Source organism: Rubellimicrobium aerolatum, assembly GCF_017872975.1.
Taxonomy (GTDB): domain Bacteria; phylum Pseudomonadota; class Alphaproteobacteria; order Rhodobacterales; family Rhodobacteraceae; genus Rubellimicrobium; species Rubellimicrobium aerolatum.
Window position 1 is genome coordinate 261,332 of the sequence record NZ_JAGGJP010000002.1, and the last position, 16,497, is coordinate 277,828.

Below are 16,497 nucleotides of genomic sequence, written 5' to 3' on the forward strand. Positions count from 1 at the left end.
CCCCGACCATGACCCGACCCGCCGCCGCCATCCTCGCCGCCCTTCTCCTGTCCTCCGCCCTCCCGGCGGGGGCCGAGGAGATCTGGGTGACGAACGAGCTGGACGACACCATCAGCGTCATCGACGCCGGAACGCTGGAGGTCACGCGGACCATCCCCACCGGCGACCGCCCGCGCGGCATCACCTTCGCGCATGACGGCAGCGTGGTCTACATCTGCGCCTCGGACAGCGACGCCGTGCAGGTCATGGACCCCCAGACCGGCGAGATCCTGCACGACCTCCCCTCGGGCGAGGACCCGGAGCAGTTCGCGCTGGCCCCCGACGGCCGGCACCTCTGGATCGCCAACGAGGACGACGCCATCACGACCGTCGTGGACGTGGAGAGCCGCCGCGTGGTCGCCCAGATCAACGTCGGCATCGAGCCCGAGGGCATGGCCGTCTCGCCGGATGGGCGCATCGCCATCACCACGAGCGAGACGACCAACATGGCCCACTGGATCGACACCGCGACCCACGAGGCCTTCGCGAACACGCTGGTGGACACCCGCCCCCGCCATGCCGAGTTCACCGATGACGGCGCGCGGCTCTGGGTGTCGTCCGAGATTGGCGGCACGGTGACGGTGTTCGCCACCGCCGACCAGGCGGAGCTGGCCAAGATCCGCTTCGCCATCCCCGGCGTGAGGGACGAGCAGATCCAGCCGGTCGGCTTCGAGTTCACGGCGGACGGCGCGACCGCCTTCGTGGCGCTGGGCCCGTCGAACCACGTGGCCGTGGTGGACGCCGCGACCTACGAGGTCGAGGACTACATCCTCGTCGGCCGCCGCGTCTGGCACATGGCCTTCAGCGCGGATGGGTCTAAGCTGTTCACGACGAACGGGGTCTCGGGGGACGTGACGGTGATCGACGTGGCCAGCCGCGAGGCGCTGTCCTCCATCAAGGTCGGGCGCTTCCCCTGGGGCGCGGCGCTGCGGCCGTGAGCGGGCTGGAGGTTCACAACATCGGCTTCCGCTACGGCGCCAAGGTGGCGCTGGAGGGCGTGAGCTTCGCCGTGGAGCCGGGCCGCTTCTGCGCGCTCCTCGGCCCCAACGGCGCAGGGAAATCGACGCTGTTCGCGCTGCTGACCGGGCTTCTCTCCGCGCCCGAGGGGACGATCCATGTCGCCGGCCACGACATCCGGCGCGAACCGACCAAGGCGCTGGCGCGCATGGGCGTGGTGTTCCAGCAGCCGACGCTCGACCTCGACCTGACGGTGGCGCAGAACCTCCGCTACTTCGCCGCGCTGCAAGGGCTGTCGGGCCGCGAGGCCGCGACGCGGATCGAGGGCGCGCTCGACCGCCTCGGCATGGCCGAGCGGGCGGGCGAGAAGGCGCGGGCGCTGAACGGCGGCCACCGCCGCCGGACCGAGATCGCGCGGGCGCTGCTCCACCGCCCCGCCGTCCTGCTGCTCGACGAGCCGACGGTGGGCCTTGATGCCGCGTCCCGCGCGGCGATCACCGACCACGTTCACAGGCTGGCGCGCGAGGACGGGCTCACGGTCCTCTGGGCCACGCACCTGACCGACGAGGTGGACCCGTCGGACGACCTCGTGATCCTGCACCAGGGCCGCGTGCTGCGCCACGCCACCGCCGGGGCGTTGACGGGGGGGGCGCCGCTGACCGAGGTGTTCCTCGGCCTGACGAGGGCCGCCGCATGAGCCGTTACCTCACAGCCCTCCGCGCCATCGTCGCCCGCGAGGCGCTGCGCTTCCTCGGCCAGCGCGAGCGGTTCCTGTCGGCGCTGGTGCGCCCGCTGGTCTGGCTCCTCGTCTTCGCGGCGGGGTTCCGGGCGGCGCTGGGCCTGTCGATCACGCCGCCCTACCAGACCTACATCGAATACGAGACCTACATCGTCCCCGGCCTCTGCGGGATGATCCTGCTGTTCAACGGGATGCAGTCGTCCCTGTCGCTGGTCTACGACCGCGAGATGGGGTCGATGCGGCTCCTGCTCACGGCCCCCCTGCCCCGCTGGTGGCTCCTCGTCTGCAAGCTGCTGGCGGGGACGGCGATCGGGGTCCTGCAATGCTATGCGTTCCTTTTGGTCGCCTGGCTCTGGGGCATCCGGATGCCCTGGGGAGGCTACCTCGCCGCGCTGCCGGCGCTGGTGGTGGCGGGGCTGATGCTGGGGGCGCTGGGTCTGGCGCTGTCGTCGCTGGTCAAGCAGCTCGAGAACTTCGCGGGCGTGATGAACTTCGTCATCTTCCCGATGTTCTTCCTGTCCTCGGCGCTCTACCCGCTCTGGCGGATGCAGGAGGCGGGCGACCTCCTCCACGACATCTGCGCGGCGAACCCCTTCACCCACGCGGTGGAGCTGGTGCGCTTCGCGCTCTACCTCCAGTTCAACCCGGTCGCCCTGGGCTGGACCGTCCTCGCGACGGCGGCGTTCCTGGGACTGTCGCTCTGGGGCTACGACCCGGCGCGGGGGATGATGGGGCAGAAGGCCTGACACATGAGGAGACCTGACATGATGCGACGCGCGACCGTTCTGCTCCTTGTCCTCGCCGCCCCGGCGCTCGCGGACGACTACGGGACGACGAACCCCGAGGAGATGACCCTGGATCGCATGGTCGAGAACGCGAGGCGCGGGCAGACCGACATGGCGACCTGCGCCTCGGGGTATCTCATGACCAAGTCCGGCCAGCACGGCGCGGCGCGCGAGACCTTCACCGCCTGCGCCGAGGCCGGCTACACCGGGGCGATGACCTGGATGAGCTACCTCGACGACAACGGCTTCGGTGGCGACACCAACCCCGACGCCTCGACCGAGTGGAACCGCCGCGCGGCCGAAGCGGGCGACCCCATCGGGATGTTCAACCACGGCCTCGACCTCCTGCGCGGGCATGGCACGGCAGTGGACGAGGCGGCGGGACGGGCGCTGATCGACCGCGCCGCCGAGGCGGGCGTCGCGCACGCGCAACGGCTGGTCGGCGCGGGCTACGACCCCGACGAGGTGACGCCCGACGCCGACAACTGGAAGTATGCGCCGGCGTTCTGACGCTCCTCCTCGATCCGGGCGGGGCGGCCGCCGAGGCGGAGGATGCGGCCCGCCAGCGCCTCGGCCTCGCGCGGGTCGTGGGTGACGAGGATGGTGGCGGTCTCGTGCCGGGCGCGCAAGCGGGCGAAGAGCCCCATCATCTCCCGCACCCGCGCCTCGTCGAGCGAGACGAAGGGCTCGTCCATCAGGAGGAGGTCGGGCTTGCAGGCGAAGGCACGGGCGAGCGACAGGCGGCGCTGCTGGCCGAGCGAGATCTGCGACGGGTAGAGCCCGCCGGTGCCGCCGAGGCCGACCTCCACCAGCGCGGCCTCGGCCTCCTCGGCGGTGATCCCGGCGACCAAGGTCAGATTCTGCGAGAGAGTCCGCCACGGGAGGAGCGTCGGCTCCTGGAACACCATGGCGAGGCGGCCATGGCGGCGCACCTGCCCGTTGCCGGGCTTCGCGAGGCCCGCGACGACGCGCAGGAGCGTGGTCTTGCCGATGCCCGAGGGGCCGAGGAGCGCCACCGTCTCGCCCCGCCGGACGCGCAGCCGGATGGGGCCGAGGACGGGCGACCCGCCCAGCGATAGGCCGGGCAGGTCGAGGTCGAGCACCACGGGGGGCACGGCCTCGCGCGCGGGCAGGTCGAGCACCGGGGGCCTCAGCCGCCGGTGCCGACGAAGACGCCGGGCGGCAGGGACGTGGCGGTGCCGACCAGCTCCTCGCCACCCAACTCCGCCATCAGGCGCAGCATCCGGTCGGCGGCTTCCTCGTCCACCGGGCCGGTTGCCGGGATGCCGGCGAGGAAGCCCTCGCGAAGCGCGGCGAACTCGGCGTCATCCTTGGCGTTCATGATCGGGCGGATGCGTTCCCACGCGGCATCGTCGGTGGCCAGCCGGTCCTTGGCCCCGCGCGAGGCGGCGGCGAGACCCTCGGCGAGGCCGGGGTTGGCGTCCAGCGTCTCCTCGTGGAGCACGTAGCCCAGGAGCGGCGTCTCGGGGTCGAGGCCGAGCGACAGCGCGGCGTCCTCGACCGAGATCAGCTCGCGCATCCCGGCGGCCTCCATCTTGGCGTGGAAGTGCCAGAAGTTGATCGCGCCATCGAGTTCGCCCGAGAGCGCGGTCTCGTAGATCAGCGGCGGCGCGCCGAAGACCTGCTCGGTCTCGGCCTGGAGGTCGAGGCCGTATTCCTGCTGGGCGTAGGCGCGCAGGATCAGCCAGGACTTGTCCACCGGGCCGCCGGCGATGCCGACCTTGCCGCCCGCGAGGTCGGCAAGGCTCTGGGCCGGGCTGTCGGCGGCGACGAGGAGGCCGCCCACGGCCTTGGAATAGGGCAGGAACACGAGGTCCATCCCCGCCGCCCGCTGCCGCGCCACCCAGAGCCAGTCGGAGACGATGGTATCGACCTCACCGGCGAGGAAGGCGGTCTGCGCGGCTGGCGAGCCCGCGAACTCCTGCACCTGAAGGTCGAAGCCGTTCGCGGCGTCGAGCCCCTCGGCCTCGATGGTGTTCAGCTCCCAAAGGACGGTGCCCGAGGCCTGCACCCCGGCGGTCAGCACGGGCCCTTCGGCCCAGGCGGCGGTGGACAGGCACGCGGCGGCCAGCGCCCCCCAGGCGGCGTGATGGATGGTCATTGGCGCTCCTCCCAAAGCTCTCGGCCCTAGCCTACCGGCGTTCCGGCCACGGGCTATACGACCAAAGCCGCAGCCGCCGGGGCCGTCGTTTACGACCAACGTGGGATATGAGGCGGCAAGCGCGCGGCTCAATATCCCGGCAGGGGCCAACCTGCGCGCGACCGCGCCGGATCAAGGCCGGGACGGGAAACGGGGAGGAACTCCATGCTACGCTTCGCACTGGCCGCGACGGTCAGCCTATTGGCCATGGGCACGGCCCAGGCCCAGGTCACGCAGACCGACATCGCCAACGACGCCACGACCACCGCCGACGTGGTGACGAACGGCATGGGCCAGACGCTCCAGCGCTACAGCCCGCTGGACCGGCTGAACCGCCAGAACGTCCAGAACCTCGTTCCGGCCTGGGCCTTCTCGCTGGGCGGGGAAAAGCAGCGCGGGCAGGAATCGCAGCCGCTCGTCTATGACGGGGTGATGTATGTCACCGGATCCTATTCGCGGCTCTACGCCATCGACATCGCGACCGGGAAGGAGCTCTGGCAATACGATGCCCGCCTGCCCGAGGGCATCCTGCCCTGCTGCGACGTGGTGAACCGGGGCGCGGCGCTCTATGGCGACATGGTGATCTTCGGGACGCTCGACGCGCGGCTCGTGGCGCTGGACCGCAAGACCGGCGACGTGATCTGGAACAAGGAGATCGCGGAATACAAGGCGGGCTACAGCTACACCGCCGCGCCGCTGATCGTGAACGGCCTCGTCATCACCGGCAACTCGGGCGGGGAGTTCGGGGTCGTCGGCGAGGTGCAGGCCCGCGACGCCAACACCGGCGAGATCGTCTGGACCCGGCCCACCATCGAGGGCCACATGGGCACGCTGAACGGCGAGCCCTCCACGATGACCGGCGTGCAGAACGCCACCTGGCCGGGCGACATGTGGAAGACCGGCGGCGGGGCGACCTGGCTCGGCGGCTCCTACGACGCCGAGACGGACACGCTGATCTTCGGCGCGGGCAACCCCTCGCCCTGGAACAGCCACCTGCGCGGCGCGGGCAAGCCCACCGAGGGCAACACCGGCGACAACCTCTACGCCGCCTCGCGCATCGGGATCGACCCTGCGACCGGCGAGATCAAGTGGCACTTCCAGACCACCCCGCGCGAGGGCTGGGACTTCGACGGCGTGAACGAGGTCGTCCCCTACACCGACCGCGAGGGGAACGGCCGGCTCGCCACCGCCGACCGCAACGGCTTCTTCTACATCCTGAACCGCGAGGACGGGGCCTTCCTGCGCGCCACGCCCTTCGTCCAGAACATCACCTGGGCCAGCGGCATCGGCGAGGACGGCCGCCCGATCTACAACGAGGACAACCGTCCGGGCGACCCGGCGGCGGCGGCCGAGGGCGAGAAGGGCGAGACCGTGTTCGCCGTGCCGTCCTTCCTCGGCGGCAAGAACTGGATGCCGATGGCCTACAGCCAGCGGACCGGCAACTTCTACGTGCCCTCCAACGAATGGGGCATGGACATCTGGAACGAGCCCGTCACCTACCGCGAGGGCGCGGCCTATCTCGGGTCCGGCTTCACCATCAAGCCGATCTTCGAGGACCATATCGGCAGCCTCAAGGCGATCGACCCCGACACCGGCGAGATCAAGTGGGAATACAAGAACCCCGCGCCTCTCTGGGCGGGGGTGATGACCACGGCCGGCGGACTGGTGTTCACCGGCACGCCCGAGGGCGAGTTCATCGCGCTGGACGACGAGACAGGCGAGGTCCTGTGGTCCTTCCAGACCGGCTCGGGCATCGTCGGCCAGCCGATCACCTGGGAGCAGGACGGCGAGCAATACGTCACGGTCGTCTCGGGCTGGGGCGGGGCGGTGCCGCTCTGGGGCGGCGAGGTCGCGAACCGGGTGAACTACCTCAACCAGGGCGGCATGGTCTGGACGTTCCGCCTGCCGAAGGAGCTCGCCTCGGCCGAATGACCGGAGCGGCATGAGCGAGAGGCCGGCGCGTCCCGCGAGGGGCGCGCCGGTTCCCGTTTCGGAGGCTGCGACCTTGGTGGCGTAGGCGCGGCGGGGCGGCGCTGCTAGGTTGGAGGGAGCCAGACCCCGGACGAGCATCATGATTCAGGCCAGTTCCCTCGCCCTCCTGCCCCGAACCTTCGAGACGGCGCTGATCGTGGACGACCATCCGCTGTTCTGCGACGCCCTGTCGATGACGCTGCGGGCCGTCGCCGGGATCGGCCGCACCGAGACCGCCGACAGCCTTGCCGCCGCGCTGGCGCGGGTGGAGGGCAAGGGAGTGGACCTCGTGGTGCTCGACCTGAACCTCCCGGACGTGAGCGGGCTCGACGGGCTGCTTCGGCTCAAGGCGGCGGTCGGCGAGGTGCCGGTGGTGATCGTCTCCTCGATGACGGACCATCGGATGATCGCGGCGGCCATCCGCGCCGGCGCCTCGGGCTTCGTGCCCAAGCACAGCCAGCGCGACGTGTTCCGCCGCGCCCTGGCCGAGATCGCGCTGGGCGGCACCTTCGTCCCCGAGGGCGTCGTCGTGGAGGACGAGGACGCGCCGCTCGGCGGACCCGAGGAGGCGATCCGACGGCTGTCGCAACTGACCCGCCAGCAGTCGCGCATCCTGGAGCTGATCTGCGAAGGCAAGCTCAACAAGCAGATCGCCTTCGACCTGTCCATCGCCGACGCCACCGTGAAGGCGCATGTCACCGCGATCATGCGCAAGCTGGGCGTGCAGACGCGGACCCAGGCCGTGCTGCTGGCGCGGGAGGTCAGCTTCTCCACGATCTTGCACGACTGATGCCCGACCCGCTACGCTCCTTCGGCAGCCGGACGACAACGAACCGCCGGCTGGGGAGGAGCATCATGGACAGGAGCGGGGCGCTGCGCCTTGCGCCGCCGACGCCCGGGCTGGCCCGGGTCCGGTCGGCCGAGGTCGCGCATGACGAGCCCGGCGCGGTGGATCGGCTCGGGCGCGCGCTGGGGGACGACCTCGCCTTCGTCGCGCTGTTCGTGTCGCCGCTGGCCGACTTCGGCGCCGTCATGAGGCAGGCCGCGCGGCGCTGGCCGGAATCCGTCGTGGTGGGCTGCACCACCGCCGGGGAGATCGGCGCGGCCGGCTACGCCGAGGGGGCCATCGTCGCGCTGGGCCTGCCTCGCCGCGACTTCGCCGCCGTGCCCATCGTCGTCCCCGACCTCGAATCCATCGACGGCGAGGAGCTTGTGGGCGACATGATCCGCGCCCGCACGGCGCTGATCGCCCAGGAGCCCCGCTGGTCGAGCGAGTTCGCCTTCCTCCTCGTGGACGGGCTGTCGATCCGCGAGGACGAGTTGGTGTCGGCCATCGCCGCCGGGCTGGGGCCGGTGCCGCTGTTCGGCGGCTCGGCCGGCGACGGCAACCGCTTCCGCGAGACCTTCGTGGCCTTGGGCGGCGAGGTCATGCGCCACGCCGCCGTGCTGTGCGTCATCCGCACCGACTGCGAGGTGCAGGTGTTCAGCCTCGACCACCTGCGCCCGTCCGAGACGCGGATGGTCGTGACCGAGGCCGACCCCGCCCGCCGCATCGTCCGCCAGATCAACGCCGAGCCCGCCGCCCGCGAATACGCTCGCGTGCTGGGCCGCGACCCCGAGCAGCTCTCGGCCTTCACCTTCGCCGCCCATCCGGTCGTGGTCCGCTTCGGCGGCACCCACCACGTCCGCGCCATCCAGCGGGTGCTGGACAACGGCGACCTCGTGTTCTTCTCGGCCATCGACGAGGGGCTGGTCCTGACGCTGGCCGACCCCGAGGACATGGCCCAGCACCTCGACCGCGAGCTTCAGCGCATCAGCAAGGGGCGGGAGCCCGAAGCGGTCTGGGCCTGCGACTGCATCCTGCGGAGGCTCGCGGCCGAGCAGACGCAGCAGACGCGGGCACTGTCGGCGATCCTGGCCAAGAACCACGTCGTCGGCTTCTCGACCTACGGAGAGCAGATCAACGGGATGCACGTGAACCAGACGATGACGGGCGTGGCGATCTTTCCGCCGCGCGACCCGGACTGACGCCCATGTCCGCCACAGGCCTGATCGACCCCGCCGAGCCGCTGGAGCGGCAGAACCAGAAGCTCCTGCGGATCTGCGAGGCGCTGATGAAGCGCGTGGAGCAGGGCGACGACGACCGGGGGGCGGCCTACAGCCAGTTCCAGCGCGCCGTCCTGCTGGAGGACCAGGTGCGCGAGCGGACGCGCGACCTGGAGCACGCGCTCGACCTCCTCAATGAATCGAACGCCCGGCTGGCGGCGGCGAGCCGGGAGACCGAGCGGGCGCGCTCCGACCTTGCCGGGGCCATCGAGACGGTGCAGGAGGGCTTCGCCCTCTTCGACCCGGACGACCGCATGGTGCTCTGCAACTCGCGCTTCGCGATGCACCTGCCCGACATCCGCCACGCCCTACGGCCGGGCCTCACCTTTGCAGATTACGTCGCGCTGGTGAGCCGCAGCGCCTTCCTCGACCTGCCGCCGGGGATGACGCGCGAGGAGTGGTCGGTGGACCGCATGGCGCGGCATGGCGAGATGCACGTCGTCTTCAACGTCCGCATGGCCGGCTCGCGCTGGGTGCAGGTGAGCGAGCACCGCATGGCCGCCGGGCAGACGGTCATCATGCAGACCGACGTGTCCGACATCATCCGGGCCGAGAGGGAGGAGCAGGGCAAGCTGCTGGATGACCAGGCCCGGCTGATCCGCGCGACGCTCGAACATATCGACCAGGGCGTGTGCATCGTGGACCCGAGGGGACGGCTGGCCGGGGTGAACAGGCGGCTGGCCTCGGTCCTCGGGCTGCCGCTGACGCACCTGCGCTCGGGGCTCGACTTCGAACTGGTGCTGAGCCGCCTGCGGACCGGGGCGAGCTTCGGCCCCGACGCCACGCCCGAGGAGGTGCTGGCCTGGGTCCGGCAGGAGGGCCGCCGCCGTCCCCTGCGCTTCGAGCTGCGGCGCGGCGAGTCGCAATGGTTCGACGTCTTCGCCGAGGAGATGCCCGACGGCGGCTTCGTGATGAGCCTGACGGACGTGAGCGCCGAGCGCGAGGCGGCGCAGGCGCTGTCGGAGGCCAACGAGCTGCTGGAGGCACGCGTCGCCTCGCGGACGCTGGAGCTGGAGGACGCGCTGGGCGCGGCCGAGCGGGCCAACGCCAGTCGCACCCGCTTCGTCGCCGCCGCGAGCCACGACCTCCTTCAGCCGCTCTCGGCCGCCAAGCTCTACCTGTCCTCGATCACCGACGAACTGGCCGACCCGCACCACCGCGAGGTCGTGACCAAGGCGCAGAACGCGCTGGCCTCGGTGCAGGACATCATCGAGGCGCTGCTCGACATCTCCAAGCTGGAGTCGGGCCGCGCGGCCGCCGACGTCCGCACGGTGGACTTGGGCGCGCTGCTGAACCAGCTTCGCGACGAGTTCGCGCCCGCCGCCGCGCTCAAGGGACTGCGGCTGACGGTGCGGCCCACCAGCTTGAGGATCACCACCGATCCGACCTACATCAAGCGCATCCTCCAGAACCTCCTCGCCAACGCCATCCGCTACACCGAGAAGGGCCGCGTGCTGGTGGCGGCGCGGCGCACCGGCGGCTCGGCGCGCATCGGCGTCTGGGACACCGGCCCCGGCATCCCGGAGTCGGAGCAGGAGAACATCTTCAAGGAGTTCCACCGCCTGGGCCGCCGCGCCTCGGCCAGCGAGGGGCTGGGCCTGGGCCTCGCCATCGTGGACCGCGCCTGCGCCATGCTGGGGCATCCCCTCACGCTGGCTTCGGTCCCCGGCCGGGGCACCGCCTTCACCGTGTCGGTCCCGCTGGCCGAGCGGAGCAGCCACATTCCGGCCGAGGCGCGGCGGGCGGCGGCGGGCGACTGGCGGCACGACGGGCTCTGCGTGCTGGTGATCGAGAACGACCTCGACATGCGGCGCGCGCTGGCGCTGCTCCTCGGCTCCTGGGGGGTGCGGGTGCTGGATGCCGGGTCCGCCGACGAGGCGATCCGACAGTTGCAGGAGACCGGGCTGCGGCCCGATGCGCTGCTGGTGGACTTCCAGCTCGACGACGGCGAGACGGGGGTCAAGGTCATCGGCCGGCTGCGGCGGCGGCTGGGCCGGGTTCCCGCGCGCATCGTCACCGCCAACCGCACGTCGGCGGTGGCGGCGCAGGCCCGCCGGATCGGCGTCGAGACGCTCTACAAGCCGCTCGACCCCCTGATGCTCCACCTGTTCCTGGGCTCCTTGGCGCTCGGCCGCACCGCCTGACCCCGGAGTGTGAGGAGCGACGGGCCGGGCGGCGGCGGCACGCGCGCCCGCTCCGCAGGGGTCGTGGCGCGGCGGCGCAGGATCTCCAGGCGCAAGCTCCGCTCGCCCATCCGCATGGCCCAAAGGTGGTTGGCGACGAACAGGGGCCGCAGGACCGGACCCAGCACCCGCAGCAGCGGCTTCCTCGCCACCACGTCCCACTCGTAGCGGATCACGGCGACAGGCCCCTCCTGCGCGAAGGTCCATTCGCCCCGGCCGGTGAAGTCGCCCCGGGGCTCCAGGACCACGCGGCGCGGCGGGTCCACCTCCGTCACCCGGAAGCGCCAGCGGAGCGTGTAGGGCAACCACCCCTTGGTGTGGAGCGCCACCTCCTTGCCGATCCCGCGCGCGTCGCCCGGGGCCTTCTCCTCGACGGCGAGGTAGACCGAGGGCCACCAGACGGGCAGCGCCGGAATGTCGGCGAGGATCGCGCCGACCTCCTCCAGCGCGGCCTCGACGCGCCAGGTCGTGACGATGCAGTAGCGGCTCATGCGGATCCTCGGGCCGGGGGCTCGAGGGAAGCTAGCGGCGCGGGGGCCGTGCTCCAGCCCGGCCGGGCCACCCGGCACGGGCCGCTGCCCAAACAAGCGGCAGCCCCGGCGCGCCCGGTGGCGGGGACGGCCCAGAGTCAGGGCAGGCCGCACGCGGGTTTCCGCCAGCCAACGCGGCGGCCCTGCCTCTTCCTTTCCCAGCGTTAAATCATTGTCCCAGCGAGGTTCATTGTGATGCGCCAGACGGGGGAGCAGCGTCGCCGGAAACATTCGCCTTCGCCGACGCCGCCCCGGCCCGTCGCCTGTTGCATAGCCGATATGCAGGGCTTGAATGCCCAACGCTTGTGCGATAGGCGAAAACCCGCGTCTTTCAGGACCATAGAACGGGCGGAACCATGGGCCTCGCGCCGGGTTGTGGAGCATACCTCTTGCAGGTGCAGCATTCTATCGCAAGTGATCGGCGGGAGCGCCCTGCGCCCCTCCTCCGACCGAATTCGAGATCATGCTCCTGACTTCCCTCCACCCGTCGCGACGGGCTCTCCTGAAGCTCGCGGCTGCGTCCGCCCTGCTGCCGCGCCTAGCCACGCCGGCCCTCGCGCAGGAGGACCGCCCTCCTTTCTCCTTCGACGCCCTTAGCGAGGAGATGAAGGCCGCCGCCGCCCAGCCCTGGGAGCCCGCGGCCGCCCCCGAGGGCTGGTGGGGCGAGCTCGACTACGACGGCTACCGCAAGATCCGGTTCCGCGACCGCCGCGCCCGCTGGCGCGACGGCGACGACGACTGGCGGCTGATGGCCTTCCATATGGGCTGGCTCTTTCCCGAGCCCGTGCGGCTTTTCGACGTGACCGACGGCACGGCGCAGGAACTGGCCTTCACGACCGACGACTTCGACTACGGCCGCGACCTGCGCGAGCAGGTGCCGCTCCACGGCGAGCTGCCGGGCGTCGCGGGCTTCAAGCTGAACTGGCCGCTCAACGCCCCCGACCGCATGGACGAGGTGGTGTCCTTCGTCGGCGCCAGCTACTTCCGAGCACTGGGCGCGGGCAACGTCTACGGCGCGAGCGCGCGGGGCGTGGCGCTCAACACCGGAACCTCGGTGCCCGAGGAGTTCCCCCGCTTCTCGCGCTTCTATGTCGCGCGGTCGGACGAGACGGCCACAATCCACGCCGCCCTCGAAGGCCCGAGCGTCATGGGGGCCTACCGCTTCGTGCTGCGCCCCGGCCCCGTCACCGAGATGGAGGTAACGGCCCGGCTCTACTTCCGCGCCGCCGTGGAGGAGCTGGGCGTGGCCCCGCTCACCTCCATGTTCCTCTTCGCCGGGCAGAACCGGCAGGCCTTCGACGACTACCGCCCCAACGTCCATGACAGCGACGGGCTCCGCATCCTGCGCGCCGATGGTCAGACGGTCTGGCGGCCGCTGAACAACCCCGCGCGGCTGGCCTCCTCCTACTTCAAGCTGAACTCGCCCCGGAGCTTCGGGCTGCTCCAGCGCGAGCGGGACTTCGACAGCTACCAGGACCCCGGCGCGCGCTACGACCGCCGCCCCTCCATCGAGATCGTGCCGCAGGGCGATTGGGGACCCGGCGCGGTGCGGCTGGTGGAGATCCCGACCGACCTGGAGGCCAACGACAACATCGTCGCCTTCTGGGTGCCCGAGCAGAAGGTCGCGCCCGGCGACGCGCGCGAGTTCGCCTACACGCTGCGCTGGGGCGACCTGTCGCCGGACCCGGCGGGACGGCTCGCCGTCGTGCACGAGACGCGGGCCGGCACGGGCGGCGTGTCGGGGACCGAGGGCATCGAGAACGCGCGCAAGTTCGCCGTGGACTTCCGGGGCGGGCGACTGGGCGCGCTCGGGGCGGAGGCGAAGGTGGAGCCGGTGGTCACCGTCTCCTCCGGCCACGTCCTCACCTCCACCGTCGAAAAGCTGCCAGTGAACGGCGACTGGCGCGTGGTGCTCGACGTGGCCGCCGAGCCGGGCGCGGTGGTGGAGCTCACGTTGCACGTCGCCGGCTACGGCGAGCGGCTGACCGAGACCTGGGCCTACCAATGGATGAACGCGTGATGCGCGAGGACGGCGGCACGCTCTTCCCCCACGGGGACTCCCCCGCGCGGGCCTGCGCAGGGGCCGCAACCTGACCATGGCGCTCCGGACCGCCCTCCTGCGCGCCGCGGCCCTGGGACTGGCGGCGGCGCTGGCCGTGCTGGCGCTGACCCTCCTGCTGCGCGGCGGGGGCGTGGGCGCGCTCGGGCTCCTTCAGGGTCTCGCGGTGATGGTGGCGACCTTCTGGCTGGGCTTCGGCACCGCGCTCGTCCTCCTGGGCATCGGCGCCCCCGCGCCGCGCCGCGAGGAGAGGCCCTTCCAGGGCCGGGCCGTGGTGCTGATCCCCATCTGCAACGAAGACGCCTCGCCCATCTTCGCCGGCATCGTCGCCATGGACGCCGACCTGCGCGCGGAGGGCATCTGGCGCGACGTGGACATCGCCGTTCTCTCCGACACCCGCAACGCGGGCCTAGCCGCCGAGGAGGAGCGCCTGTTCCGCCGCCTGCTCGAGGAGACAGGGGATGACGGCCGGCTCTTCTACCGTCGCCGCACGGACAACCGGGGGCGCAAGGCTGGCAACATCGAGGAGTTCGTCCGCCGCTCGGGCGGGGCCTACGAATACGCGGTGATCCTCGACGCCGACAGCCTGATGTCGGGCCAGACCATCGCGACGATGCTGAACCGTATGGAGGCCGACCCCCGACTCGGCCTCCTTCAGACGGTTCCGTTCGTCATCGGCGCACGGTCGCGCTTCGGTCGGATGATGGCCTTCGCCGGAGCCTTCCACGGGCCGATCTTCGCGCGGGGGCTGTCGCGGCTCCAGGGCCGCACCGGGCCGTTCTGGGGCCACAACGCCGCCGTCCGCGTCCGCGCCTTCGCCGAAAGCTGCGGGTTGCCGGAACTCTCCGGCCCGCCCCCCTTCGGCGGCCATGTCCTGAGCCACGACTACGTGGAGGCGGCGCTGCTCGCCCGTGCCGGCTGGACCGTGCGGCTCGACCCCGACATCGGCGGCTCCTACGAGGAGGCCCCGCAGAACATCGTCGCCTATGCCAAGCGCGACCGAAGATGGTGCCAAGGCAACCTCCAGCACGCCCGCATCCTGCTGGCTCCGGGGTTCCGACCCTGGAGCCGCTTCGTCTTCGCGCAAGGCATCTTCGCCTATCTGGTGCCGCTGTTCTGGCTGAGCTTCGTGCTCCTGGGCCTCCTCGGCCGGGGCGAGGCGCGGGGGACGGCGGCGCTGGCGATCCTGGTCGTCGTGCTGCTGCTAGGGCCAAAGCTCCTCGTGGTCCTGCTCTCGGCGAGGCGCGCGCGCGCCTTCGGGGGGCGGCGGCTCCTCCTCGGCTCGGTGGCGGCCGAGGTCGTCCAGTCGAGCGTGATCGCGCCGATCCTGCTGATGTTCCAGGCGCGGTCGGTGCTGCAGGTCCTCATGGGCCGCGACGGCGGCTGGCCCGCTCAGGCGCGCGGCGACATGGGCCTGACTTGGGCCGATGGCTGGCGGTCGAGTTGGTGGATCACCGTCTGGGGCCTGGGGCTGATGGCGTTGGCCACCGTTCTCGCGCCGGCGCTGCTGCCCTGGCTGCTGCCGCTGGCGGTGCCCATGGCGCTCGCGCCGCTGGTCATCACCTGGACCTCGCGGCCGCCACGCTCCTTCCTCTTCGCGACGCCCGAGGAGATCGCCCCGCCCGCCATCCTGCGCCGCGCCGAGGCCGAGCGGCGGCGCTGGGACGCGCCCGAGGCGGCCCCGCTTGCGCCGGCCGCCCGTCCCGCGATGCCACAGCAGGTTCATCATGCGTGAGACCGCCGCTCACGAGATCCTGGCCGCGACCCCCGTCTCGGTCCTAGCCCGGACCGTGCCGCGCTCGGTGCGCGACCCGCGCCTGGACGTGCTGCGCGGGCTCGCGCTGGTGACGATCTTCATCGACCACGTGCCCGGCAACGCCTACGAGTCGCTCACCCTCCGCAATTGGGGCTTCTCGGACGCGGCCGAGGCTTTCGTGCTGATGTCCGGCGTCTCGGCGGGCCTCGCCTACGGCCTCGCCTTCCGTCCGGGCGGAGAGATGTGGACCGGCCTTGCCAAGGTCTGGCGGCGGGTCTGGACGCTTTACCTCACGCACCTCCTCGTGACGGTGATGGCCTTCGTGATCGCGGCCGGGCTGGCGCTCTGGGCGGACATTCCGGGCCTCCTGCGGATGAACGGCATCGACGGGCTGTTCCGGCGGCCCTTGGAGACGATGGTGGCGCTGCCGCTGCTCTTCGACCAGATCGGCTACGCCAACATCCTGCCGCTCTATTGCCTGCTGCTGGGCGTGACGCCCGCGCTGCTCTGGGCCGCCTGGCGGGCGCCGCGCGCGCTGCTCCTCGGCTCGGTCGCGCTCTGGTTCGTGGCCGGCGAGCTGCGCTGGAACATCCCCACCTGGCCGGTGCCGCGCGGCTGGCAGTTCTCGCCCTTCTCCTGGCAACTCGTCTTCGTCCTGGGCCTCCTGACCGGCATCCGCCTCAAGGAAGGCAAGCGCTTCGCACCCCGGAGCGATTGGCTCCTCGCCGCCTGCGCGGGCTTCCTGGCCTTCGCGCTGGCGGCGCGAGTCCTGCCGCCCGTCACTGGGGTCATGGACCTCGGCCTGGGCGGGCTCAAGGCGCTGGGCGCCCCCTGGACCCTGATCGGCTTCGACAAGGTCTTCGAGACCGCGCCCCGCCTCCTCCACGTCGCCGCGCTGGCCTACGTGCTGTCGGTCCTCCCCGTCGTGCGGCGGGCCTGCGCCTCGCCCTGGGTCGCGCCCTTCGCGCTCCTGGGCCGTCACGCCCTGCCGGTCTTCGCGCTGGGCTCGATCCTCGCCTTCCTGTTCCAGGGCATCAAGACCGAGACGGGTCACGACCTCCTCCTCGACTCCCTGATGCTGTCGGCGGGGCTGCTGGCGCAGTTCGCGCTGGCGCTGTCCAAGGACCGCTGGCCCCGTCGCTGAGGACGCCGCTGACGCGGGGACCACGTTGACCCCGGCCCACCCCCGGCTAAGGTCGTGTCCGCAGGCT

At 71.7% G+C, this 16,497-nt stretch carries 14 protein-coding genes; 11 read left to right on the forward strand and 3 right to left on the reverse strand.

Annotation, left to right across the window (positions count from 1 at the left end):
- Positions 1-8: 8 nt before the first annotated feature.
- Genes J2Z33_RS03475 through J2Z33_RS03490 form a run of 4 tightly spaced genes read left to right on the forward strand, consistent with a single transcriptional unit; the run spans position 9 to position 3,030 of the window.
- Entirely contained in the window at positions 9-977 is a 969-nt protein-coding gene (locus tag J2Z33_RS03475; protein WP_209837934.1) for a YVTN family beta-propeller repeat protein, read from the forward strand.
- Positions 974-1,693 carry an ABC transporter ATP-binding protein gene (locus J2Z33_RS03480; RefSeq protein WP_209837936.1) on the forward strand — a complete coding sequence of 240 codons (720 nt, stop codon included), beginning with the start codon at positions 974-976 and terminating at the stop codon, positions 1,691-1,693. The genes J2Z33_RS03475 and J2Z33_RS03480 overlap by 4 nt, the downstream gene beginning before the upstream one ends.
- Positions 1,690-2,481 (forward strand): ABC transporter permease, encoded by a 792-nt coding sequence (locus tag J2Z33_RS03485; protein WP_209837938.1) that lies wholly within the window; start codon positions 1,690-1,692, stop codon positions 2,479-2,481. Before J2Z33_RS03480 ends, J2Z33_RS03485 begins: the two co-directional genes overlap by 4 nt.
- Positions 2,482-2,499: 18 nt before the next feature.
- Complete coding sequence (locus tag J2Z33_RS03490) at positions 2,500-3,030, forward strand: tetratricopeptide repeat protein (RefSeq protein ID WP_342454118.1); 531 nt, start codon at positions 2,500-2,502, stop codon at positions 3,028-3,030.
- Here J2Z33_RS03490 and J2Z33_RS03495 read toward each other — a convergent pair.
- Both J2Z33_RS03495 and J2Z33_RS03500 read right to left on the reverse strand, forming a co-directional pair.
- Entirely contained in the window at positions 2,970-3,662 is a 693-nt protein-coding gene (locus J2Z33_RS03495; RefSeq protein WP_342454119.1) for an ABC transporter ATP-binding protein, read from the reverse strand. The genes J2Z33_RS03490 and J2Z33_RS03495 overlap by 61 nt on opposite strands.
- An 8-nt stretch (positions 3,663-3,670) precedes the next feature.
- Positions 3,671-4,642 carry an ABC transporter substrate-binding protein gene (locus J2Z33_RS03500; protein WP_209837940.1) on the reverse strand — a complete coding sequence of 324 codons (972 nt, stop codon included), beginning with the start codon at positions 4,640-4,642 and terminating at the stop codon, positions 3,671-3,673.
- A 204-nt stretch (positions 4,643-4,846) separates the two neighbouring features.
- Between J2Z33_RS03500 and J2Z33_RS03505 the strand changes: the two genes are divergently transcribed.
- From J2Z33_RS03505 to J2Z33_RS03520, 4 genes are all read left to right on the forward strand, one after another.
- Entirely contained in the window at positions 4,847-6,613 is a 1,767-nt protein-coding gene (locus tag J2Z33_RS03505; protein ID WP_209837942.1) for a PQQ-dependent methanol/ethanol family dehydrogenase, read from the forward strand.
- A 139-nt stretch (positions 6,614-6,752) separates the two neighbouring features.
- Positions 6,753-7,442, forward strand: coding sequence for a response regulator transcription factor (locus tag J2Z33_RS03510; protein WP_209837944.1), 690 nt, complete (start codon positions 6,753-6,755; stop codon positions 7,440-7,442).
- A 65-nt stretch (positions 7,443-7,507) separates the two neighbouring features.
- Positions 7,508-8,680, forward strand: a complete 1,173-nt coding sequence (locus J2Z33_RS03515) for an FIST N-terminal domain-containing protein (RefSeq protein ID WP_209837946.1) — start codon at positions 7,508-7,510, stop codon at positions 8,678-8,680.
- Between the two features lie 5 nt (positions 8,681-8,685).
- Positions 8,686-10,902 carry a PAS-domain containing protein gene (locus J2Z33_RS03520; RefSeq protein ID WP_209837948.1) on the forward strand — a complete coding sequence of 739 codons (2,217 nt, stop codon included), beginning with the start codon at positions 8,686-8,688 and terminating at the stop codon, positions 10,900-10,902.
- On the opposite strand, the gene J2Z33_RS03525 is transcribed toward J2Z33_RS03520, so the two are convergent.
- A complete protein-coding gene (locus J2Z33_RS03525) occupies positions 10,833-11,432 on the reverse strand; it encodes an SRPBCC family protein (protein WP_209837951.1) in 600 nt (199 codons plus the stop codon). The two genes, J2Z33_RS03520 and J2Z33_RS03525, sit on opposite strands and share 70 nt — an antisense overlap.
- 502 nt (positions 11,433-11,934) lie before the next feature.
- Between J2Z33_RS03525 and J2Z33_RS03530 the strand changes: the two genes are divergently transcribed.
- The 3 genes from J2Z33_RS03530 (at position 11,935) to J2Z33_RS03540 (ending at position 16,430) form a co-directional block, all read left to right on the forward strand.
- Positions 11,935-13,491 carry an OpgD/OpgG family glucan biosynthesis protein gene (locus J2Z33_RS03530; RefSeq protein WP_209837953.1) on the forward strand — a complete coding sequence of 519 codons (1,557 nt, stop codon included), beginning with the start codon at positions 11,935-11,937 and terminating at the stop codon, positions 13,489-13,491.
- A gap of 76 nt (positions 13,492-13,567) precedes the next feature.
- Entirely contained in the window at positions 13,568-15,265 is a 1,698-nt protein-coding gene (gene mdoH / locus J2Z33_RS03535; RefSeq protein ID WP_209837955.1) for a glucans biosynthesis glucosyltransferase MdoH, read from the forward strand.
- A complete protein-coding gene (locus J2Z33_RS03540; RefSeq protein WP_209837957.1) occupies positions 15,258-16,430 on the forward strand; it encodes an OpgC family protein in 1,173 nt (390 codons plus the stop codon). The genes mdoH and J2Z33_RS03540 overlap by 8 nt, the downstream gene beginning before the upstream one ends.
- Positions 16,431-16,497: the final 67 nt, after the last annotated feature.